Source organism: Mycobacterium bulgaricum (assembly GCF_041287165.2).
GTDB classification, from domain to species: domain Bacteria; phylum Actinomycetota; class Actinomycetes; order Mycobacteriales; family Mycobacteriaceae; genus Mycobacterium; species Mycobacterium bulgaricum.
In genome coordinates this window covers 147,167-167,794 of sequence record NZ_JBGGKV020000008.1, presented here as the reverse complement: position 1 = coordinate 167,794, position 20,628 = coordinate 147,167, and the positions used below count along the sequence as shown (strand labels likewise).

Here is a 20,628-nt window from a genome sequence, read left to right as displayed (position 1 = left end):
TGGGAGGACGAGCGATGAGGCTCAGCAAGATCGGAATCGTGGCGACTGCGCTGATGGCGGTGGCAACGGTCCTTGCGCCGCCGTCGTCTGCCAATTTCGCCATCGGCAACTACGACCTTCTCACCAACAGATACACGCGCGCGTCGTGGTTCTGGTTCGTGACGCTGTGCATCCCGGAGAAGAATCCGAACTGCCTCAATGTCGCGGCGCGGCCACGGCTGGCGTACTACGAGTACTACGAGAGCAAGGTCTGGCTCGACAACGGGCGCTACACCTTCACCGTCGACGTCCCCGACGGGCTTCAGTGCCCCAATCACGTGATGCCGACGCGCGAGACCTACTCCTGGGATGCCGTGACCCTGCTCGGCACCATCGACTCGAAGTTCGACGTCGGCTGCTTCAACGGCCCACCCGGCAGCCAGTTCTGGACGTTCAAGCTGCAGCGCTTGTGATTTCGGTGTAGTTGGTCAAGCTCCGGTTGACGAACGGCACCGGAATCGCTCAGAGTGACGAATAGCGCCGCCGTATCGCGTTGAAGCGCTCCCACATCTGCGCGGTGCGCTCCTCGGTGGTGACGACAGCCGTCCCTGCCGGCAGCACCTCTGCCAGTGCCGAGTGTTCGACGACGCGGGTGCTCAACACTGCGGGTGACCCTTCGAGCATGTGCCGATAGGTGAGGTTGCCGCGTTCGAAGCCCTGGGTGTCGATCCAGTTGTGGAACCCCGGGTCGGTGTGGGCCACGATCAGCCGCACCTTCCCGTCGTCGTCGACGAGTGTCCGGCTCGGCGTGTAGCTCACGGGACGGTAGAGGAAGTCCATGCTGTTGAAGAACACGCCCATGTTGGTCAGCATCCACAGGCCGTCGTGGGCGTCGAATTCGACGACGAGCGCCTCGTCGGGGCCGAGTGTCCAGTGCATGTTCGCCGCAGCGCGTCCCCGTTTGGTGTCGCCGTCGCCCTCGCTGACAGCCGGAAAATGGTTGGGCCGCTGTGCATCCACTCCCCCGTAGGTGAACGCGAACTCCGGCCAGTCCTCCATCACTCCGGTGACGAACTCCGAGGCCCATGCGATCGCGTCGACCATCTGCCCCGGGTTGGGCACCGGTCTCGGCGAGGCCATGTCGACCCGCTCGATACGCAGGCGGGCGGGATTTTCGTCCCAGTCGTCGAAACCCTGGCGGATGAACAGCTTTCGCGATCCCGGCGTGGTCGGGAGCCAGTTCTCACCGCGCCGCGGCCCGCCGATGTACACCTCGAACGTGCCGTCGGGCGCGGTGACGAGCTCGGCGCCGGTCAGGTTCGCCTCGGGGACGTCGCCGAACGGTTCGTGGAGCACCCCCGGCCCGTCGGGTCGCGGACCCTGCACCGTCACGTTGAAAAAGCGTGCGGTGCCGCGTTCCCCGACGAGTCGGTAGGTCGATTGTCCGTCGATCCACGCCTGCTGATAGGTGAAATCCGCGCAGTCCCCGCCCAGTTTGCGCGTGGGTCCGCAGAACGCGTGCACGCTCGGATACCGGGTGTCCCTGGTCTCCAACGCGAGGTCGAAGGCCTGGCCGAGATTCTGGGTGAGGAACCGCAACGCGTCGACGCGCTGTGCGCCGGAGACGGCGTTGTGGTCTTTGAACGCCTGCTCCCCCGCGGCTTTCAGGCGGTAGCAGAACGTCTCCCACGCGCGGCGCAGCGCAGCGTCGTCCCGGCCGTCCCCGTACGCCATCGCCTACCCCCCAGCCTCATCGCGGGACAGCATCACCGACACGGCGCGACAGGCACGGCGGGCCGCCTCCAGTGGTCCTTCGTGCTCGATCCGGGGGCCGATCAGTTCCAGATCGAACCCGTGCCGGTAACCGAGCGAAAGCGCCTGCGTCACGAGTGCTTTGAGGGGTATCGCACCGTCACCGGGGACCGCCCGCGCCGGCAGCGCTCTGTCACCGAGGACGTAATCGCTGAGCTGGATCAACTCTGTGCGCGGCAGGGCGCGCTCGATAAGCGTAGGCAGGTGCGCCTCGGTCCAGCAGTGGAAAAGATCGACGCAGACACCCAAGCCCGCCGATTCGGCGAGTTCGATGGTGTCACGCAGCGTGTGGGCGATGTGGATGTCGGCGTAGAGGCCCGAGGCGTTCTCGACCGCCAGCGCCAACCCCGCAGCTGCCGCATCGTCCCGGCACGGCTGCACGGCGTCGCAGAACCGGGCGGCGGCGTCGTCCCATGTGAGGTCGCCGCGCCCGCCTGTGAGCATGTAGATGACCCTGGCATCGACCTCGGCGGCGGCGTCGATCACCCGGCGCAGACCGTCGGCCGTGTCGAACTTGTGGAAAACCGATTCGACCGAAAGTCCCAGTGTCGAAATCGCTTCGGGTAACCCGGGCTCGCTGAGCTGGGTGTCGATCAGGCTGAGCCGACGGACCCCCAGCGCCTCCCAGTGGGAGCGCATCCGCTCCAGCGTCGCGCCGTAGAAGGTGACGGAGTGGACCGACAGGCGCCCGTCCGGGGCCGGCAGGTCAGCCACGTTTCTCGATGGCCACGCCGAAGCGTTCCCGGAAGGGCCGGAACTCCTCGTGCAGCGCGTCCAGGTTCTCGCCGATGTCGGTGAGAAGTGTTGTGGAGTAGTGGAACTTGCCGTGTCGGTCACCCTTGTTGTTCGCCAGGTAAGCCCGCATTCGTTCTTCGGCGTCTTCGGTCAGGAAGTGGTCACCGAACGCGTAGAAGTCCCGCAGCGTCGCCACCGGGTCGCCGACGAAATCGGTGTACCGGACGTGCCGAATCCGAGGGTCATCGACCAGAGGATTGGTCATGGTGTTGGCGACGCCGGCGCGCGTGAGGTCCAGATGCATCTTCGCGGCCGCATGCAGATCGATGGGCCCGACGATGCCCTCCAGGATGTCGGCCATCATCATGGTGCGCGACGCCGCCACCTGCACGGGGTCCCGGTGCAGCCACAGCAGGGTGGCGTCAGGGTAGGCGTTGAACAACTCCGCCAGCCGGAATCCGTGGAAACCCTTGAGCACCCACCGTTTCCGCGGCCGTCGGTACTGGAACTGCTGCAGCATCGCCCGGTGCAGCCGATACTGCGCGGCGGGATCGGTCGGCAGTCCACCGACCACGGTCTGCATAGGGACCCGCCACCACGCCGTCGGCGTCATGACGCGGAAGTCGAACGCCCATGTGCGCTCGTCTTCGGGAAGCCCGTCACCGAGCATGTCGTTGTAGGGATGACTGTGCAGCCATTTCGGCATCTTCGCGTTGATCTCGCGCCAGTGAGCATCGGCGCGTGCCCGGCGGGTGTCGTCCGGCCCGGCGATACCCGGCGGCGGGGACGGATACATGACCTCCCAGAAGCGCAGTGCGCGCGCATCCGGGTCGACGGACATCAGCGCGTGCATCAGCGTCGTGCCCGAGCGCGGTTCGCCGGTGACGAACATCGGCCGGTCGATCACCTCGTCCGCGATCGGATATCTGTTGCGGTCCTCGATGAATTCGAGGCGTGTGGTCAGCAGCCAGTGGCAGACGTCGGCGGCCTGCCGGCAACCGCCGGCATCCATCCCGAGACCGTTGAGATGGTCGACGGCGATTCCGAAGCGCTCCGGCAGGGTGGGGTCGCCGTAGTCACGCAGACCGGTCTCCGCCTCGGCGCCGGCCAGTATCTCGGCGGCGTCCAGGCTCACGAGATTCCTCCACACAACTCCATGAGCTCGTCCTCCGCTTCCCTGACGTTGCGCGCCGACTGCGCGGCGTAGTCGAGGCCCGCCATCGCCCCGTAATCGAGGATTTTCGGCACCCGCAGTCCCGCGTCGACGAACTCTTTGACGGTGTGCGCCACCTGTTGCGGCGTTCCGTGAGGCACCATCGCCAGGATCATCTCCGGCTCGACACCGGCCAGGAACTCGACGATGCGGTCACGGGTCAGCACGCCGGGATCGATGTCGTGAAAGCCTCCCCAATCCTCCCCCATCGGATGCTGGAAGCCGAACGCGGACAACGTCTGCGCCGATACTTGCAGCAGGAAGGATTTCACCAGCGGCGCCTCCAGGATCTTCGCCAGCTCGGTGTCGTCGCGCCCGATGATGCAGACCTGGATGAAGCACGGCGTGATCTTTTCGGGGTCGCGGCCCGCGCGATCGGCGGATGCCTTGACGCGAGCGAGCTTGGCGGCGTAGTCCTCGGGTGTCCACGCCCCGGCGGGCCACCAGCCGTCGGCGTAGCGTCCCGCGATGTCGAGCGAGCGCGGTCCGCTGGCTCCGATCCAGATCGGCGGAAAACGCCCGTCGTACGGCTCGGTGTCGAGCCGCGCATGCTGTAGCCGGTGGTATCTGCCGTCGAAGTCCACGGGACCGTCGCTGTCCCAGAGCAGCCGGATCACCTGCAGCGCTTCCTCGAATCGACTGACGGGACGGCTGAATTCGAAGCCGTAAGGTTCGATGTTCTCGCTCTCACCGCTGCCCAGGCCTAATACGAAACGGCCTTTGGCCAGGTGGTCGATGGTCAGTGCGCTCTGCGCGAGCAACGCGGGATGGCGCCGTACCGTGTCGACCACGCTGGTGACCAGCGGCACGTTCTCGGTGAGCACCGCCGCTGCCGCTGCCACCGCCATGCCGTCGAGGTGCCGGTGCGGGGAGGGCGACGCGACCGCGAGGTCGGTGAATTCTGGTGTCCAGATGGAGTCCGGCCAGAAGCTCACCATGTGGTCGGGCAACCAGATGGAGTGATAGCGCCCGCCGTCCAACTGCGCCAACTGGCTCAGGTCAAGCGGCAGTGTGGTGCGCAGGAAGGCCGCGGGTTGGACCCTCAATGGTCGCTCCTAGCGCCGGGGCAGACCGAGTACCTGCTGGGCGATGATGTTGCGTTGGATCTCCGACGTTCCGCCGGCGATGGTGCCGCCGAAGCTTCGGCAGTATCGCTCGAACCAGCTGGCGAAGTAGTGGTCGAGGTTCATGTGGGCATACGGTCCCGACGTCGTGGGATGCACGAGCCCGTCGGGACCCGCGGCCTCCAGCGCAAGCCCCTCGACCCGCTGTTCGGCCTCCGCGCCGAGCAGTTTCGGGATGGACACCGATGCCACGTCCACCTCTCCGCGCGCCGCCTTCGCGATGCCGACCGAACCGAGCAACCTCAGCGCCTCGTAGTCCATGATGCTGGTGGCGTAGGCATCGCGCTCCAGCGCGTTGCCGGGCCGAAAGTCGGCGATACAGTTGGCGATTCGATCGGCGAATCCCAGCCACATCATGGTCCGCTCATGCCCGAGGGATCCGTTGGCCACACCCCAGCCGCCGTTGAGCGGGCCGACGAGATTCTCGGCCGGCACCCGGACGTCGGTGAAGAACACCTCGTTGAAGTCGAGGTTCTCGATGCCGGTCATGTCGGCGAACGGCCGGCAGACCACGCCCTCGAGATCGGTCGGGATCAGCAACACGCTGATCCCCTTGTGCTTCGGGGCGTCCGGGTCGGTCCGCACGAAGGTGAGCAGGAAGTCGGCGTCGTGGGCGCCGGACGTCCAGACCTTCTGGCCGTTGACGAGGAAGTGGGGCGCGGTCGCGTCGGAAACGAACTGAGCTTTGGTGCGCAAGGACGCAAGGTCGGAACCCGCGCTGGGTTCGCTCATGCCGAGCGACGCGGTGCGCTCACCCCGGAGCACCGGGACGGCCCACTGGTGCTTCTGCTCGTCGGTGCCGAAGGTCAACAGCGAGGCCGCGATGATGTTGACGCCCTGCGGGTTGAAGCTGTGGTAGATCCGGCGCCGGCACAACTCTTCGGCGTGCACGAAGGTCTGCAGGACGTTGGCGTTGCGGCCACCGAACTCGGGCGGCTGGGCAGGCAGCAGCCAGCCGTTGTCGAACAGCAGGCGCTGCCAGTCGCGTGCCCACTGCGGCATGTGCGAGACCGAGCGCGGCCGCTCCAACGTCTCGGCCGCCGACGGCGTGTGTTCGTCGAGGAATGCGGAGAACTCGGCCCGGAATTCCTCGACGTCGCTGTCGAAAGCGAGCTGCATCAGATGTCCCTCCCGTATTCCTCGGCGATCAGTGCCCGGTGTTCGGCCGCCCCGCCGAGCAACAGCTCGCCGGCCTTGGCCCGCTTCAGCGCGAACTGCAGGTCGTTCTCCCAGGTGAATCCCATGGCGCCGAACAGCTGGATGCCGTGCCGGAAGACGAGCCCCTGACACTCCCCCGCGGACGCCTTGGCCATCGCCGCGGCCAATCGGCGGCGGGGGTCGTCCGCGGCGATGGTCAGTGCGGCGAAGTAGGAAAGCGCGCGGGCGCGCTCGATGGCGACGTACATGTCGGTCGCCTTGTGCTGCACCGCCTGGAACGTGCCGATCGCGACGCCGAACTGCTGGCGGCTCTTGGCGTGCTCCAGCACCAGATCGAGGATGCGCTGGCATGCACCGACCATCGTGATCGCCATGCCCATCAGCGCGACGTGGCGGGCGCGTTCGGTGTCGGCGTGCAGCCGTTCGGAGTCGGCGACGTGGGCACCGACGAACGACACCTCGGCGACGTGCAGTACGGGGTCGAAGACGTCGACGCGTCTCGTCGTCGCCTTCTCGGCGTCGACGAGAAAGACACCGGCGGGTGTGACCACAGCGAGGCGCTCGGCGCGGTCGCCGTCGAGGACGAAGCGATCGGTGCCGGTGAGGACCCAGCCGTCGGCGTCGCGCACGGCGCTGACGCCCGAGTACACCGCGGTTCCCGCGCCGCCGGTGTCGAACCGGTCACCGACGAGCGGCGCGAATTGCGTGAGCGTGGCGAGGAACGGCGTCGGATCGGTTGCGCGCCCCAGCTCTTCGAGCACGATCGCCAATTCCACGGCGTTCTCGGAATCGGTCAGCTCGGTCCAGCCGGCGTCGAGATAGCTGCTCCACAGCGGCGCCGGATCGACGCCGTTCTCGGCGATGTCGCGGATCAGCGACGGCGGGCACTGCTTGGACACCGCGTCACGCACTGTGTCCTGCCACAGCCGCTGATCAGCATCGAACTCAAGTAACACCCGTGCGCCTCCTCTGGCCGGCCGTGATTGGAGAATAGCATTCTCACATCTGGGGGGGACGTTCTCTGGATTTGCGTATCCGTTTTCGAGATTAGGAAGCTGAGCAGTTGTTCAGCAAGGACTTCTACCAGCGCCGATGTTAAGCGTTGTGCTGGAGAACAGAATTCTTGATAAAGAAGAACAACGATCTACACTGAGATTTGTCGTCGGTCGCGCCCACGACCGCGGAGCGAAGGACGGACGTGGAGTGAAGGACAGAATTTCGTGAAGGTGCTCAATAACGACACGACCGTCCCGGTTGTCGATGCCAGCGTGCACATCTTTTGCCAGTCCAACAAGGATTTACGGAAGAACTTCCTGCAGGAGCCGTTCCGAAGCCGCGGATTCCCCGACTACGAGATGGACTGGTACGGCGCTCCCGGCGGCGAGTACGCGAAGGGAACCGAGGGTCCCGACCGCGAATATCCCGGATCCGATCCTGCGATCGCGGCCAAGCACCTGTTCGACGACCGCGGGGTCGACATCGCGATCCTGCATCCCATGACCCGCGGCATCATGCCGGATCGCCATCTGGGCACCGCCATCGCCTCCGCCCACAACGAGATGATGGTGACCCGCTGGCTGGAGCACCCCGAGTTCGGCGACAAGTTCCGCGGCACGCTGCGCGTCAACCCCGACGACATCTCGGGCGCTCTGCGTGAGATCGCCAAGTACAAGGGCCATCCGCAGATCGTTCAGTTGGGCATTCCGTTGCAGTCCCGCGAGCTCTACGGCAAGCCCCAGTTCTGGCCGCTGTGGGATGCGGCCGTCGACGCGGGCTGGCCTGTCGCGGTGCACTTCGAGGTCGGATCCGGTGTGCAGTTGCCTCCGACACCGAACGGTTTGACCCGTACGTACGAGCAGTACGTCGGATTCACGGCGCTGAACTTCCTGTACCACCTGATGAACATGATCGCCGAGGGTGTGTTCGAGAGGTCGCCTGAATTGAAGTTCGTGTGGGCCGACGGCGCCGCCGATCTGCTGACGCCGTTCATCTGGCGGATGGACTGTTTCGGCAGGCCGCATTTGGAACAGACGCCCTGGGCACCCAAGATGCCGAGCGATTACCTGCCGGGCCACGTCTTCTTCGTCCAGGGCAGCCTGGACGGCCCGGGTGACGTCGATTTCGCCGGTGAGTGGGCGGGCTTCACCGGTAAGGACGACATGGTGATGTACGGCTCGAGCTACCCGCACTGGCAGCTCAACGAGCTCTCGGTCCCCAGCGCCTACAGCGATGAGCAGCGAGACAAATTGTGCTGGCGCAACGCCGCCGAGCTCTATGGCATCGAAGTTGGGGCAATCACTGCCGCCGCGTCGACCGGTACCGCACAGTAGAGGTAGTGAGGAGGCCCCTATGACCACCACAGCCAATCCCCGCGTTCCCGCCGCCGAGCGGATCGCCGTCCGGTGCGTCGATTCCGACGTGCACCCCGCCCCCCGCAGCGGCGACCTGGGTCAGTACATCCCGGAGCCCTGGCGCAGCAAGTACTTCGGCACGCACAAGGTCGGCGACCAGATCTACTACGACGCTCCCGACTACGCACACTCGTATGCGATGCGCGTCGACGCGTTCCCGCCCGACGGCGAATTCGCCTGCAGCGATCCCGATCTGGCGTTCAAACAGCTGATCATGGAGGCGGGCGCCGACATCTGCATCCTGGAGCCGGCCGCCTACCCGGCGCGGATCCCCGAAGCACAGCACGCGATGTCGGTGGCGCTCAACCACTGGCAGGCCAACCACTGGCTCGACAGCCACAACAACTGGCACGAGCGCTGGCGCGGATCCATCTGCCTGGCCATCGAGGAGCCCGAGAAGAGCGTCGAGGAGATCGAGAACTGGGCCGGGCACCCGTTCATGTCGCAGATCCTGATCAAGGCCGAGCCGCGGCCGTCATGGGGCAACCCGAAGTACGACCCGATCTGGGCCGCCGCCGCCAAGCACGACATCCCGGTGAGCTGCCATCTCTCGCGCAGCCACTACGACGAGCTGCCGATGCCGCCGGTCGGGTTGCCCAGCTACAACCACGATTTCATGGTCACCTACTCCCTGCTGGCGGCCAACCAGGTGATGAGCCTGATCTTCGACGGCACCTTCGACCGCCACCCGACGCTCAAGATCGTGTTCGTCGAGCATGCGTTCACGTGGATCCTGCCGCTGATGTGGCGGATGGACGCGCTCTACGAGGCGCGCAAGTCGTGGGTCGACATCAAGCGCAAGCCCAGCGAGTACGTCAAGGACCACATCAAGTTCACGACGCAGCCGCTGGACTATCCCGAGGACAAGACCGAGCTGACCCGCGCCTTCGAGTGGATGGAGTGCGAGAAGATCCTGCTGTTCTCCAGCGACTATCCGCACTGGACGTTCGACGACCCGCGCTGGCTGGTCAAGCACCTTCCCGAGCACGCCCGCGAACCCATCATGTTCCGCAACGGCATGCAGACCTACAGGAACGTGCCGGCGACCGTGCCGGCGCTCGAGGGTCAGGTCCGGGTCTTCTAGGCATGACCGAACCAAAGACGCCCCGCCTCGCGCAGGGGCGGGAGCACGTCGTCGCGACCGTCGACGAAATCCCGCCCGGCACACACAAACTGGTGCCGATCGGACGCCATGGCGTCGGGGTCTACAACGTCAACGGCACGTTCTACGCGATCGCCAACTACTGCCCCCACGAGGGCGGCCCGCTGTGCGCGGGACGGACGCGCGGACTCAACATCGTCGACGAGGACGTACCCGGCGATGCAGTGATGGTGCGGGACAAGGAGTTCATCTTCTGCCCGTGGCACCAGTGGGGGTTCGAGCTTGCGACCGGCACCACCGCGGTCAAGCCTGAGTGGAGTATCCGCACCTATCCCGTCCGGGTCGTCGGCAACGACGTACTCGTGCAGGCCTGATCCCGGAGCTGACGTGCCCAACAAGAAGATCGAGATCAACGGCGGCAACGTCGTCTACGAAATCCTCGGCGCCAGCAATACGGCGGGCGAATTCATTGTGTTGACCCCAGGAGGCCGGTTCAGCAAGGACATTCCCGGGCTCAAGCCGCTGGCGAAAAAGCTCGTGGAGGGTGGCTACCGCGTACTGCTCTGGGACCGTCCCAACTGCGGGAAGTCCGATGTGCAGTTCTACGGTCAGAGCGAATCGCATATGCGCGCAGAGACTTTGCAGCAGCTGATCACCAAACTCGACATCGGGCCGGTGATCCTTCTCGGCGGGTCCGGGGGCGCCCGGGATTCGATGCTGACCACCATGCTCTACCCCGAGCTGGTCAAGAAGCTGGTGGTGTGGAACATCGTCGGCGGCGTGTACGGCTCCTTCGTGCTCGGCTCCTACTACATCGTGCCCAGCATCCTCGCGGTCCGCGGAGCCGGCATGAAGGCCGTCGCCCACGTCCAGGAATGGCAGGAGCGGATCGCCGAGAACCCGGACAACGAGGCACGTATTTTGGAGCAGGACCCGGCGGCCTTCCTGAAGTTGATGTTGCGGTGGCTCAACGCCTTCGTCCCGAAACCTGGTCAGACCATCCCCGGCGTCGAGGACGAGATGTTCGACAACATCAAAGTCCCGACACTGATCATCCGCGGCGGCGAGAACGATCTCGACCACCCGAAGCGCACCTCACTCGAGGTCAGCTGCCTCATCAAGGGCTCCAAGCTGATCGACCCGCCGTGGCCCGAGGATGCCTGGGAGCGTGCCGGTGAGGCCCGGGCATCCGGAAAGGTCAAACGCTTTAACATGTTCGACACCTGGGTCCAAGCCGCGCCGGCGATTCTGGATTTCCTGAAGAAGTCGAAATGACCGCAGTTGTTCAACCACCGCAGCGACGACGCCGGCCCCGGTCAATCGATGGCGACGATCCGGACCTCGCAGTTGGTCGACGCCTCCAGCGCGGTATGGATGCGGCTCTCGGGGATGCGGGCGAGGTCGGCTCTGCGCAGCGTGACGGTGATGATGTCCCAGCCTTCGTCGCCGGCCACGCGGTCGATCGCCCCGGTCAGCCCGAAGCCGGCGAGGACGCCGACAGCGTCGTCGTCGGTGCCGTGGCTGACGAAGGTCAGCACACCGAGCACCGGTTCGGTCGGAAACACCCTCGTGCACAGAGAAACCGCCGTGGATTGCAGCGCAGTCGGATCCGTTCCCCGCATCAGGATCTCGACTTCGCGGCGGGCGGGCGGCAGCGTCGGGAGCTTGTTGTCGATCAATTCGGCACCCGCCTCGGTCACCAGCACGGCGAGTTCGGCCATGCCCGTGGCGAGTTGATCGGCGGTCAGTTCACCGGCCAGATCGACGCCGACACGCACCACCGCTGTTCGCATGCAGGGAAGGGTAGCCGGAGATGAGCACGGCGATGAACACCGAACTGACCGTCGCCGCGTGGCCGGGCCTGACGCCGCGGCTGCTGACCACCGGTACCGGGCCGGAATCCTACGAGGTGTACCGCGATTCGGGCGGCTACCTACCGATGACCGATGCCGACTCGCTGCTCGACGAGATCGGCACGGCCGGGGTCGTGGGCCGGGGCGGCGCCGCGTTCCCGATGGCGGTGAAGCTGACCACGGTGCGCAAGGCGTCGCTGCGCGGGCAGGACACCGTCTTGGTGGCCAATGGCGAAGAGGGTGAACCCGCCTCGGTCAAAGATCGCTGGCTTCTGCGTCACCGCCCGCACCTGGTGCTGGACGGACTGCGCCTTGCGGCGCTGATCATCGGCGCCCGTCACACCCATGTCTACGTCTCGGATCGCGCTGCCGCCGAATCGATCCGAGCTGCGCTCGGCGAGGTCGGCCCCGACGGCCTGGACGGTGTGACCGTCAGTGTGTGCACCGTGGATGCCGGTTACGTCGCCGGCGAGGAGACGGCCGCGGTTCGGGCCATCAACGGCGGGCCGGCAAAGCCGACCGACAAACCACCGCGACCCTTTGAAGAGGGCGTGGGCGGGTTGCCCACCGCAGTGAGCAATGTCGAGACCCTGGCCAACCTGCCCTACGTCCACCGGCACGGAGCTGCCGCCTATCGCGAGGTCGGTACCGAAGGCTCGGCGGGGACATTCCTCGCGACGGTGACGGGCGGGGGCAGGCCACCGGGCCTCTACGAGGTGCCGTTCGGCATCCCGGCGGCAGAACTTATTGCCCTGCACGGCATTTCGGCTGACCGAGTGCGGGGAGCACTGATGGGTGGCTATTTCACGGGCCTGCTCGACCAGCGCATCCTGGACGTGGCAATGGATCACGAGTCGTTGCGCGCCGCGGGCAGCGGTCTGGGCTGCGGCGCGGTATCGGTGCTCACCGAGGAATGCCCGGTCGCGGTGGGCGCCTCGGTACTGGCGTACTACGACCGGGAGAACGCCGATCAGTGCGGCTCGTGCTTCAACGGCACCGCGGCGATGGCGGCGGCCGCGAAAGCCTTGCGCGACGGCAGCGCCGACGCCGATGACGTGGCCCGGTTGCAGCGGTGGTCCCAAGTTCTGCGCGGCCGGGGTGCGTGCGCCACGCTCGATGCGGCCTGCAACATCGCGGCGAGCATGCTGGCCCTGTTCCCGGACGACATCGCCAGGCACCTCGACCAGCAATGCCCCGGCTGCGACAAGGCAGCCTTCACCGCCTTGCGCCCGTTCGAGGTGGAGCCACAGTGACCGACAAGATGCGGATCAAACTCGACCGGACGCTGTGCGACGGCTTCGGCATCTGTGCCAAGCACGCACCCGAGTACTTCTCACTCGACGACTGGGGCTACGCCGTCCTCGTCGGCGACGGGAACATTCCCGACGAGGACAGGGACGCGGTGCAGCGCGCCCTGATGGACTGTCCCGTGCACGCGATCATGGAACTGACCGAACGCAGACCGGACGAGCCACACACTCCCCTGTTGGACGAACCCGATCTGGAGAACCTGAACACGGGTAGCGATGCCGCGCAGTGGGATATGACGCGATGAGCGCTTGCGCGAAGAGCCGAGGACACCGATGAGCCGGTTGCCGCTGCCGCAGTTGACCTTTGACAACGAGTTCTTCTGGACGTCCGGCGCCGACGGCGTGCTGCGGATCCAGGGGTGCGGCGACTGCAAGTCGCTGATCCACCCGCCGCAGCCGGTGTGCCGCTACTGCAAGAGCCACAACCTGGGCCCGCGCGAGGTCTCGGGACGAGCCGTCCTGTCCGCATTCACGGTGAACGAACGCTTCTCGATCCCCGGTCTCCCCGCCCCCTACGTCGTGGCGCAGGTCGCGATCGAGGAGGATCCGCGGGTTCGCCTGACCACCAACATCATCGACTGCGACCCGGCCGAGCTGGAATTGGGCCGTGTGCTCGAGGTCGTTTTCGACCAGAACGACGACGTGTGGCTGCCGCTGTTCCGGCCGACCGCCGAACCGGAGATGGCACCGCTGCCCGAGGACGAGATCGCCCCGCAGGATTTCCCGAAGTTCGTTCGCCCCACGATGACGACGACGAAGTTCGAGGACGCTGCGGCGATCACGGGGATCGGCGCATCCACGATGGGGCGACGGCTGATGGTGTCGCCGCTGTCGCTGACGGTGGATGCGTGCGAGCAGGCGATCGCCGACGCGGGTCTGACCCTGGCCGACATCGACGGGCTCTCCACGTATCCGGCGATGGATGCGATGGGCATGGGCGAGGGAGGTTGCACCGCACTGGAGGGTGCACTCGGGATCCGCCCGACATGGATCAACGGCGGCATGGACACATTCGGCCCGGGTGGCTCCGTCATCGCCGCGGTGATGGCCGTCGCGACCGGTATGGCCCGCCACGTGCTGTGTTTCCGCACGCTGTGGGAGGCGACGTTCAACCAGCTGATGAAGGAGGGAAAAGTCTCCCCGCCCGGTGGCGCGCGGGTCAACAGCTGGCAGGCACCGTTCGGGGCCACGTCGGCAGCACACACCCTGGCGCTCAACGCGCAGCGGCACTTTCACCGGTACGGCACCACGAAGGAGACGCTGGGCTGGATCGCGCTGAATCAGCGCGCCAACGCGGCACTGAACCCGACCGCGATCTATCGCGATCCGATGACGATGGACGACTATCTCAACGCGCGGCCGATCACGACACCGTTCGGTCTGTACGACTGCGACGTGCCGTGCGACGGGGCCGTCGCGGTCGTCGTGTCGGCCGTCGATGCCGCCGCGGACGCGCCGAAGCCGCCGGTGTACTTCGAGGCGGTCGGCACCCAGATCATCGAGCGCACCGACTGGGATCAAACCACGCTCACCCACGAGCCGCAGGTGCTCGGCCAGGCCGCGCACCTGTGGACGCGAACCTCGTTGCGGCCCAGCGATGTCGACGTCGCGGAGTTGTACGACGGGTTCACCTTCAACTGCCTCTCATGGCTGGAGGCGTTGGGCTTCTGCGGCATCGGCGAGGCCAAGGACTTCCTCGACGGCGGCACGGCGATCGCCCGCGACGGGGTGATTCCGCTGAACACCCACGGCGGTCAGCTGTCTCACGGGCGCACCCACGGTATGGGCCTCATCCACGAGGCTGTGTCGCAGCTGCGCGGCGAGGCCGGCGAGCGTCAGGTCGCCGACGCCCGTGTCGCGGTCGTCAGCAGCGGTGGTCTGACGCCCAGCGGGGCCATTCTGCTGCGGACTCAAGCGTGACGGCAGCACCGCGACCGCGGGTCGTCCTCGTCGACGCCATCCCGATGTCGGCGCTCGTCGCGCCCGCTGCCGAGCCCCGCGCGGTGATCGTCGCGGTGCACGGCGGAGCGACATCGGCGGCGTACTTCGACTGCCCCGGCCGCCCGGAGCTCTCCCTGTTACGAGCAGCGGCCGCACAGGGATTCACGACGATCGCACTGGACCGTCCTGGCTACGGCACGTCGGCGGTGTACGCCGCCGACTTCGCCGACCCGGCCCGGCGTGTCGCTGCGACGTCGGCGGCGGTGGACAAGATCATCGGCGACAGCCCCTCGGGTGCAGGCGTTTTCGTGATGGGCCACTCCGCGGGCTGCGAACTCGCGCTGCGGCTGGCCACCACACGCGATGACATCGTCGGCGTCGAGCTCGCCGGTACCGGCCTACGCTACAGCGAGCCCGCGAAAGCGATCATCAGCGAGGCCACGGTGACGTCGCGGCCCGCCGGGCTGCGCGACCTACTGTGGCAGCCCACCGATCTCTATCCCGCCGAGGTGCTCACCGGGGCGCTGTCCGCGCCCGGCGTCGCCTACGAGGGCGAGGTCACCGCCAACTGGGCCCGCCGCGACTTCCCTGCCCTCGCCGCGAAACTGACAGCGCCGGTGCAGTTCAGCATCGCCGACCACGAGAAGGTCTGGGACACCTCGGCTGAGTCCGTGGCGGCCGTCACGGCGCTGTTCACCGCGGCTCCTCGGGTGCGGGTCAACGAGATGGACGGTAGCGGACACAACATCAGCGTCGGCCTCACCGCCGGCGAGTATCACCGAAGAGTGCTGTCGTTCATCGAAGAATGCATCGCGGACGCGCGCGGCCGCGATCAAGAGCAAGTGGAGGCGAGCTGATGCGAGTCGGTTTCATCGGACTGGGCAGCCAGGGCGGGCCCATGGCACGGCGTATCGCGGAGGGAGGCTTCGAGACCACGCTGTGGGCACGCAGGCAGGCCAGCCTGGAGCCGTACGCCGACACGCCCGCCAAGAGCGCGTCGACGCCCGCGGAGCTGGGCGCCGCCAGCGACCTCGTCTGCCTGTGCGTGGTCGGCGACGACGACGTCCGTGAGGTGCTCTACGGCGACTCGGGTGTACTCGCCGGGTTGGCCGAGGGCGGGATCATCGCCATCCACAGCACCGTGCACCCCGAGACCTGCCGGGAGATCGCCGAAAAGGCAGCCGCGCAAGGTATTTCTGTCATCGATGCCCCGGTCAGCGGCGGTGGGCCCGCTGTCGAGCAGGGGACGCTGCTCGTGATGGTCGGCGGTGACGAGGAGGTGGCCGAGCGGTGCAGGCCGGTGTTCGCCACCTACGCCGACCCCATCGTGTACCTCGGTCCGCTCGGCAGCGGCCAGAACACCAAGATCCTGAACAACCTGCTGTTCAGCGCAAACCTCGGCAGTGCTGTCAGCACGCTGGAACTCGGTGAGTCCCTCGGCATCCCCCGCGACAAGCTCGTCGAGGTGCTCAACCGCGGCTCGGCCACCAGCAAGGCCGTCGGCAGCATCTCGATGTTCGGCGGAACTCTGGAGGGCCTCGCCCCGATCGCCGGAGCCCTGCTGCAGAAGGACGTCCGTCACGCGGCGAGCCTGGCCGCGACCGCCAAAGCCCCAGAAGGCGCAGTCTTCACGGCGGCCGACGCGGCACTGGAGTCCATGGACTACAGGCGATGACCCGGGTCGGTGTCGTTGGCGCTGGACGCATGGGCACGCCCATGGTCGCCCGTCTGGTCGGGGCCGGCCACCAGGTCAGAGTGCTGGGCAGAACCGAAGCGAAGCGCACGGCGATCGCGGAGCTGGGCGCACACGCCGTGACCGACGTCGAGGCCGTCGCCGACGCCGCCGATGTCGTCATAATCTGCGTGTTCACCGATGATCAGGTGAGCGAGCTCTGTCTCGACGGCGACCTCGTCGCACACATGCCCCGCGGTTCTTCGCTCGTCCTGCACACCACGGGAAGCCCGAGCACCGCGCGGGCGATCGCGTCGAAGCATCCGCATGTCGACGTCATCGATGCGCCGGTCAGCGGCGGCCCGCACGACATCGCCGCGGGCGCCGTGACACTCTTCGCCGGCGGGGACGAGGAGGCGCTTGCGCGCACCAGACCGGTGCTGGCCGCCTACGGCGACCCGATCCTGCATGCCGGCCCGACGGGTGCGGGACAGCTGGTCAAACTCGTCAACAACACGCTGTTCGCCGCCCAGATCGCGCTCGTGGCCGAAGGAGTTCGACTCGGCTCACGGCTCGGTGTCGACGAGGCGCCACTGCTGAACGCGCTCGCGCACGGCAGCGCCCAGAGCCGGGTGCTGTCGATGATCGCGGCGGCGGGCTCGGCGGAGAAGTTCGTCTCGGCGGTCGGCGAGTTCATCGGCAAGGATGTCGCGGTCGTCCGCGACACCGTCGCCGGCCTCGGCGGTGACCTCGGCGAACTCGACCGTCTCGTCAGCGCGGTGACCCCGTGACACGGCAATTCACCGTTGCCCAATCGGCTGACTTTCGAGACTGTATGTCGCATACTGGATTCGTTACAGTAAAACAGCCTTTCGTAACGTTTTCGGCCCAGGTCAGGGCGCCGAGGAGGACATGGTGACCAAGCCCAAATTGGTGTTCGATCCGGTGGCGCAGGAGTACTTCGACAACCCGTACGAGATCTATCGGCGGATGCGCGACGAAGCTCCCATCTACTACGACGAAGCGGGCGATTTCTACGCGCTGACCCGCCATGCGGACGTCGCCGCGGCCTTCCGCGACCATGACGCTTTCTCGTCGGCGCGCGGCTGCGATCTGGCGATGGTGCGCTCCGGGGAGGCGCCGCAGAAGTCGATCATCTTCATGGACCCGCCGGACCACCGGCATATGCGCAGCCTGTTGAACAAGGCCTTCACGCCCCGCGCCGTGCAGTCCCAGCGCGAGACGGTCGTCGAACTCGTCCAGCACTACCTGAGCCAGGCAGATCCGGAACACTTCGACGTCGTGCAGGACTTCTCCGGCCCGTTCCCGGTCGAGGTCATCACCCGCATGGCCGGTGTGCCCGAGGAATTCCGCCAGCAGGTGCGGCACTGGATCGACACGAGCCTGCACCGCAAGCCGGGTCAAATCGACCTGGACGAAGAGAACATGCAGGCCAATATCGACTCGGGCGTGTACTACTACGGCCTGGTGCAGGAACGTCGGCTGAACCCGCAGGATGACATGATCAGCCGGCTCATCGCCGCCGAGATCCCCGACGACGACGGCAACCTGCGCAAGCTCGACGACGTCGAGATCGCCGGGTTCGCCACGCTGCTGGGCGGTGCGGGAGCGGAGACGGTCACGAAACTGGTGGGCAGCGCGGTGGTGGTCTTCGCGGAGCACCCCGAGCAGTGGCAGAAGCTGCTGGACGACCGCAGCCTTATTCCCGCTGCTGTGGAAGAGCTGCTGCGCTACGTGGGGCCGGTGCAGTACAACGTCCGCTACAGCGTCAAGGACGTGGTCCTGCCCAGCGGCACCGTTCCCGCGTTCAAGCCGGTGTTCCTGATGGGCGCCTCCGCCAATCGCGATCCACGCGCGTTCGACGACGCCGAGACCTTCGACATCACCCGTGACCGCGCCCAGGCTCAGAACCTCGGACTCGGGTACGGCATCCACAGTTGCCTCGGGGCGGCGCTGGCCAGGATGGAAACCGCGATCGCACTTGAGCACCTGCTCGACTTCATGCCTCGATACGAGGTTGATTTCAGTGGTCTCCAGCGCGTCAACATGCAGAACGTCGCAGGATTCCACCACGTCCCGGTGAAGGTGTTGAGATGACCCAGCGAGAAGCGGAGCGGGATCGCGCATGACTCAGAAGATCGAGGTCGATTTCGGCCTCTGTGAGAGCAACGGGGTGTGCATGGGCATCATCCCGGAAGTGTTCGAACTCGACGACGACGATTATCTGCACGTCCTGCAGGACGAGGTGACCCCCGAGAACGAGCACCAGGTCAAAGAATCCGTGCGGCAGTGCCCGCGGCAGGCGATCGCCATCAAAGACGAATGACGGCAACCGAGCTCGTCTTCGACCCGTTCTCTGAGGAGTTCTTCAACGGGGCCTGGGAGATCTATCGGCGGATGCGCGACGAAGCGCCGGTCTACTACAACGCCGAGCACGATTTCTACGCACTGTCGCGTCACGAAGATGTCGCGGCGGCGTACAAGGACTTCGAATCCTTCTCGTCGGCCTACGGTCTCGACCTTTCCACGGTGCGATCCGATGAACCGATGATGGCGAAGATGATCATCATGATGGACCCGCCCGAACACCGTCAGATGCGCAGCCTGGTGAACAAGGTCTTCACGCCACGGGCCATCGAGGCGTTGCGCCCCATGGTCACCGAGACCATCGACCGATTCCTGCCTGCCGACCGTGACGCGTTCGATGTCGTGCAGGACTTCTCCGCACTCTTTCCCGTTCAGGTGATCACGCAGATGCTCGGGGTGCCCGAACAGTATCGCCATCAGGTGGGCGAATGGGTGGACACCTCCTTGAGGCGGGAGCCGGGACAGATCGACATGTCCGAGGAGGGCATGCAGGCGGTCGGCGAGCTGATGGGGCTGTACTACCAGATCATTCAGGAGCGTCGCGCCGAGCCCCGCGAGGACATGTTCAGCAGGCTGGTCGCGGCCGAGATCGTGCGGGAGGACGGCGAGAAGCAGTCTCTCGACGATTTCGAAATCGCAGGTTTTGCAACCCTTTTGGGCGGTGCCGGCGCGGAGACCGTCACAAAGTTGGTCGGCAACGCGGCGGTCACTTTCGCACGCAACCCAGATCAGTGGCAGAAGTTGCTCGACGACCGCAGCAAGATTCCTGCCGCCGTCGAGGAACTGTTGCGCTACGAGGCGCCCAACCAGTACAACGTCCGCCGTTCGATGAGGGACATCGAGCTGCACGGTGTCACCATTCCCGAAGGCAAACCCGTGTTCCTGCTCGCTGGTTCGGCGAACCGTGACCCGGAGGCGTTCACCGACGCGGATATTTTCGACATCGACCGCGACCGCGCCGAGGCGCAGAACCTGGGGTTCGGGTACGGCGTGCACAGTTGCCTGGGTGCCGCCCTCGCCCGGATGGAGAGCGCGATCGCCCTTGAGCGGCTGCTCGACTTCATGCCACGCTACGAGGTGGACTTCGACGGGTGCACGCGGGTCTCCGCACAGAACGTCGCGGGCTGGTCCAGCGTCCCGGTGCGAGTGCTGAGGTAGCTCAGTGCGTTTCGTCCTCGTGCACGGCGGATTTCACGCCGCGTGGTGCTGGGAGCGAACGATCGTCGAGTTGCAGGACCTCGGTCATGACGCGGTTGCCGTCGACCTTCCAGGGCACGGCGCGCGGATCGGTCAGGAGTCGACGCTGGCCAACCGGCGGGACGCGATCCTCACCGCGATGGCCGATGACGAATGCGTGTTGGTGGGGCACTCAGGCGGCGGCTTCGACGCGACCCTGGCTGCCGACGCCCGCCCGGATCTGGTGAGCCACATCGTCTACCTGGCCGCGGCACTGCCCCGCGAGGGTCGCACCTACCCCGAGGCAATGGCCATGCGCGACGACGAGGACCTTGGGGACGGCTTCGACGCTGACGTCGGAGAGATGTTGAGCTACCTGCATTTCGAAGAGGACGGCGCGATGACGTTCGCGGACTTCGACGGTGCGTGGAAGTACTTCTACCATGACTGCGACGAAGCAACGGCGCGCTGGGCATTCGAGCGCCTCGGGCCGGAACGGTTCGGGGACACGACGGTGACCCCGGTCTCGGTCCCTCACTTCTGGGAGGCTGACCTGCCGCGCAGTTTCATTGTCTGCGAACAGGATCGGTCGATGCCCCGCTGGTTGGCCGACACCGTTGCGCGCAGGCTCGGTGTCACGCCGCTGGCGATCGACGCGTCCCACTCGCCGTTCCTGTCGCGCCCCCGCGACTTGGCGGAACTGCTGGTGCACGCGACGACGACCTCACCGGTCGCACCGCTGTCCCCCGCTTGA

At 66.3% G+C, this 20,628-nt stretch carries 22 protein-coding genes; 15 read left to right on the top strand and 7 right to left on the bottom strand.

What is annotated here, in order from left to right; genetic code table 11:
- The first annotated feature begins 14 nt into the window (after positions 1-14).
- The gene (locus ACAG24_RS21000; protein ID WP_370474349.1) at positions 15-452 is read left to right on the top strand and encodes a hypothetical protein; all 438 of its coding nucleotides are present in this window, start codon (positions 15-17) and stop codon (positions 450-452) included.
- A gap of 49 nt (positions 453-501) precedes the next feature.
- Here the strand turns inward: ACAG24_RS21000 and ACAG24_RS20995 are convergent, their stop codons facing one another.
- The 6 genes from ACAG24_RS20995 to ACAG24_RS20970 are packed head-to-tail and all read right to left on the bottom strand — an operon-like array spanning position 502 to position 6,977.
- Complete coding sequence (locus ACAG24_RS20995) at positions 502-1,713, bottom strand: DUF1214 domain-containing protein (RefSeq protein WP_370474348.1); 1,212 nt, start codon at positions 1,711-1,713, stop codon at positions 502-504.
- A 3-nt stretch (positions 1,714-1,716) separates the two neighbouring features.
- Positions 1,717-2,496, bottom strand: coding sequence for a sugar phosphate isomerase/epimerase family protein (locus ACAG24_RS20990; RefSeq protein ID WP_374150792.1), 780 nt, complete (start codon positions 2,494-2,496; stop codon positions 1,717-1,719).
- Position 2,497: 1 nt separating this feature from the next.
- The gene (locus tag ACAG24_RS20985; protein WP_370474347.1) at positions 2,498-3,661 is read right to left on the bottom strand and encodes a sulfotransferase family protein; all 1,164 of its coding nucleotides are present in this window, start codon (positions 3,659-3,661) and stop codon (positions 2,498-2,500) included.
- A complete protein-coding gene (locus ACAG24_RS20980) occupies positions 3,658-4,785 on the bottom strand; it encodes an LLM class flavin-dependent oxidoreductase (protein ID WP_370474346.1) in 1,128 nt (375 codons plus the stop codon). Before ACAG24_RS20980 ends, ACAG24_RS20985 begins: the two co-directional genes overlap by 4 nt.
- A 9-nt stretch (positions 4,786-4,794) precedes the next feature.
- On the bottom strand, positions 4,795-5,982 hold the full coding sequence (locus ACAG24_RS20975; RefSeq protein ID WP_370474345.1) for an acyl-CoA dehydrogenase family protein: 1,188 nt from the start codon (positions 5,980-5,982) through the stop codon (positions 4,795-4,797).
- Positions 5,982-6,977: an acyl-CoA dehydrogenase family protein gene (locus ACAG24_RS20970; protein ID WP_370474343.1), complete on the bottom strand. Its 996-nt coding sequence runs from the start codon at positions 6,975-6,977 to the stop codon at positions 5,982-5,984. The genes ACAG24_RS20975 and ACAG24_RS20970 overlap by 1 nt, the downstream gene beginning before the upstream one ends.
- A gap of 264 nt (positions 6,978-7,241) precedes the next feature.
- Here ACAG24_RS20970 and ACAG24_RS20965 point away from each other — a divergent pair, with 264 nt between their 5' ends.
- The 4 genes from ACAG24_RS20965 to ACAG24_RS20950 are packed head-to-tail and all read left to right on the top strand — an operon-like array spanning position 7,242 to position 10,809.
- Positions 7,242-8,351 carry an amidohydrolase family protein gene (locus ACAG24_RS20965; protein WP_370474342.1) on the top strand — a complete coding sequence of 370 codons (1,110 nt, stop codon included), beginning with the start codon at positions 7,242-7,244 and terminating at the stop codon, positions 8,349-8,351.
- Positions 8,352-8,370: 19 nt separating this feature from the next.
- Entirely contained in the window at positions 8,371-9,516 is a 1,146-nt protein-coding gene (locus tag ACAG24_RS20960) for an amidohydrolase family protein (RefSeq protein ID WP_370474341.1), read from the top strand.
- Between the two features lie 2 nt (positions 9,517-9,518).
- A complete protein-coding gene (locus ACAG24_RS20955; RefSeq protein ID WP_370474340.1) occupies positions 9,519-9,908 on the top strand; it encodes a Rieske (2Fe-2S) protein in 390 nt (129 codons plus the stop codon).
- Between the two features lie 13 nt (positions 9,909-9,921).
- Positions 9,922-10,809 carry an alpha/beta fold hydrolase gene (locus ACAG24_RS20950; protein WP_370474339.1) on the top strand — a complete coding sequence of 296 codons (888 nt, stop codon included), beginning with the start codon at positions 9,922-9,924 and terminating at the stop codon, positions 10,807-10,809.
- A gap of 41 nt (positions 10,810-10,850) precedes the next feature.
- On the opposite strand, the gene ACAG24_RS20945 is transcribed toward ACAG24_RS20950, so the two are convergent.
- On the bottom strand, positions 10,851-11,327 hold the full coding sequence (locus tag ACAG24_RS20945; RefSeq protein ID WP_370474338.1) for a hypothetical protein: 477 nt from the start codon (positions 11,325-11,327) through the stop codon (positions 10,851-10,853).
- A gap of 20 nt (positions 11,328-11,347) precedes the next feature.
- Here ACAG24_RS20945 and ACAG24_RS20940 point away from each other — a divergent pair, with 20 nt between their 5' ends.
- The 10 genes from ACAG24_RS20940 (at position 11,348) to ACAG24_RS20895 (ending at position 20,628) form a co-directional block, all read left to right on the top strand.
- Positions 11,348-12,640, top strand: a complete 1,293-nt coding sequence (locus ACAG24_RS20940) for an NADH-ubiquinone oxidoreductase-F iron-sulfur binding region domain-containing protein (protein WP_370474337.1) — start codon at positions 11,348-11,350, stop codon at positions 12,638-12,640.
- An 8-nt stretch (positions 12,641-12,648) separates the two neighbouring features.
- A complete protein-coding gene (locus tag ACAG24_RS20935) occupies positions 12,649-12,942 on the top strand; it encodes a ferredoxin (protein WP_370474443.1) in 294 nt (97 codons plus the stop codon).
- 28 nt (positions 12,943-12,970) lie between these two features.
- Positions 12,971-14,617 carry a thiolase C-terminal domain-containing protein gene (locus ACAG24_RS20930; protein ID WP_370474336.1) on the top strand — a complete coding sequence of 549 codons (1,647 nt, stop codon included), beginning with the start codon at positions 12,971-12,973 and terminating at the stop codon, positions 14,615-14,617.
- A gap of 44 nt (positions 14,618-14,661) precedes the next feature.
- Positions 14,662-15,495, top strand: coding sequence for an alpha/beta hydrolase (locus tag ACAG24_RS20925; protein ID WP_370474442.1), 834 nt, complete (start codon positions 14,662-14,664; stop codon positions 15,493-15,495).
- Positions 15,495-16,313, top strand: coding sequence for an NAD(P)-dependent oxidoreductase (locus tag ACAG24_RS20920; RefSeq protein WP_370474335.1), 819 nt, complete (start codon positions 15,495-15,497; stop codon positions 16,311-16,313). Before ACAG24_RS20925 ends, ACAG24_RS20920 begins: the two co-directional genes overlap by 1 nt.
- Positions 16,310-17,101, top strand: a complete 792-nt coding sequence (locus tag ACAG24_RS20915) for an NAD(P)-dependent oxidoreductase (protein WP_370474334.1) — start codon at positions 16,310-16,312, stop codon at positions 17,099-17,101. The genes ACAG24_RS20920 and ACAG24_RS20915 overlap by 4 nt, the downstream gene beginning before the upstream one ends.
- 124 nt (positions 17,102-17,225) lie before the next feature.
- Positions 17,226-18,428, top strand: coding sequence for a cytochrome P450 (locus tag ACAG24_RS20910; RefSeq protein ID WP_370474333.1), 1,203 nt, complete (start codon positions 17,226-17,228; stop codon positions 18,426-18,428).
- Positions 18,429-18,456: 28 nt separating this feature from the next.
- On the top strand, positions 18,457-18,657 hold the full coding sequence (locus ACAG24_RS20905) for a ferredoxin (RefSeq protein WP_370474332.1): 201 nt from the start codon (positions 18,457-18,459) through the stop codon (positions 18,655-18,657).
- Entirely contained in the window at positions 18,654-19,856 is a 1,203-nt protein-coding gene (locus tag ACAG24_RS20900) for a cytochrome P450 (RefSeq protein WP_370474331.1), read from the top strand. Before ACAG24_RS20905 ends, ACAG24_RS20900 begins: the two co-directional genes overlap by 4 nt.
- 4 nt (positions 19,857-19,860) lie before the next feature.
- Entirely contained in the window at positions 19,861-20,628 is a 768-nt protein-coding gene (locus tag ACAG24_RS20895; protein WP_370474330.1) for an alpha/beta fold hydrolase, read from the top strand.

What these genes read in the sequence shown, in the direction of transcription:
- ACAG24_RS20915 (WP_370474334.1), top strand. Translation starts at nt 16,310, where the DNA reads ATGACCCGGGTCGGTGTCGTTGGCGCTGGACGCATGGGCACGCCCATG.
- ACAG24_RS20940 (WP_370474337.1), top strand. Translation starts at nt 11,348, where the DNA reads ATGAGCACGGCGATGAACACCGAACTGACCGTCGCCGCGTGGCCGGGC.
- ACAG24_RS20995 (WP_370474348.1), bottom strand. Translation starts at nt 1,713, where the DNA reads ATGGCGTACGGGGACGGCCGGGACGACGCTGCGCTGCGCCGCGCGTGG.
- ACAG24_RS20900 (WP_370474331.1), top strand. Translation starts at nt 18,654, where the DNA reads ATGACGGCAACCGAGCTCGTCTTCGACCCGTTCTCTGAGGAGTTCTTC.
- ACAG24_RS20930 (WP_370474336.1), top strand. Translation starts at nt 12,971, where the DNA reads ATGAGCCGGTTGCCGCTGCCGCAGTTGACCTTTGACAACGAGTTCTTC.
- ACAG24_RS20935 (WP_370474443.1), top strand. Translation starts at nt 12,649, where the DNA reads ATGCGGATCAAACTCGACCGGACGCTGTGCGACGGCTTCGGCATCTGT.
- ACAG24_RS20925 (WP_370474442.1), top strand. Translation starts at nt 14,662, where the DNA reads ATGTCGGCGCTCGTCGCGCCCGCTGCCGAGCCCCGCGCGGTGATCGTC.
- ACAG24_RS20955 (WP_370474340.1), top strand. Translation starts at nt 9,519, where the DNA reads ATGACCGAACCAAAGACGCCCCGCCTCGCGCAGGGGCGGGAGCACGTC.
- ACAG24_RS20975 (WP_370474345.1), bottom strand. Translation starts at nt 5,982, where the DNA reads ATGCAGCTCGCTTTCGACAGCGACGTCGAGGAATTCCGGGCCGAGTTC.
- ACAG24_RS20905 (WP_370474332.1), top strand. Translation starts at nt 18,457, where the DNA reads ATGACTCAGAAGATCGAGGTCGATTTCGGCCTCTGTGAGAGCAACGGG.
- ACAG24_RS21000 (WP_370474349.1), top strand. Translation starts at nt 15, where the DNA reads ATGAGGCTCAGCAAGATCGGAATCGTGGCGACTGCGCTGATGGCGGTG.
- ACAG24_RS20960 (WP_370474341.1), top strand. Translation starts at nt 8,371, where the DNA reads ATGACCACCACAGCCAATCCCCGCGTTCCCGCCGCCGAGCGGATCGCC.
- ACAG24_RS20920 (WP_370474335.1), top strand. Translation starts at nt 15,495, where the DNA reads ATGCGAGTCGGTTTCATCGGACTGGGCAGCCAGGGCGGGCCCATGGCA.
- ACAG24_RS20945 (WP_370474338.1), bottom strand. Translation starts at nt 11,327, where the DNA reads ATGCGAACAGCGGTGGTGCGTGTCGGCGTCGATCTGGCCGGTGAACTG.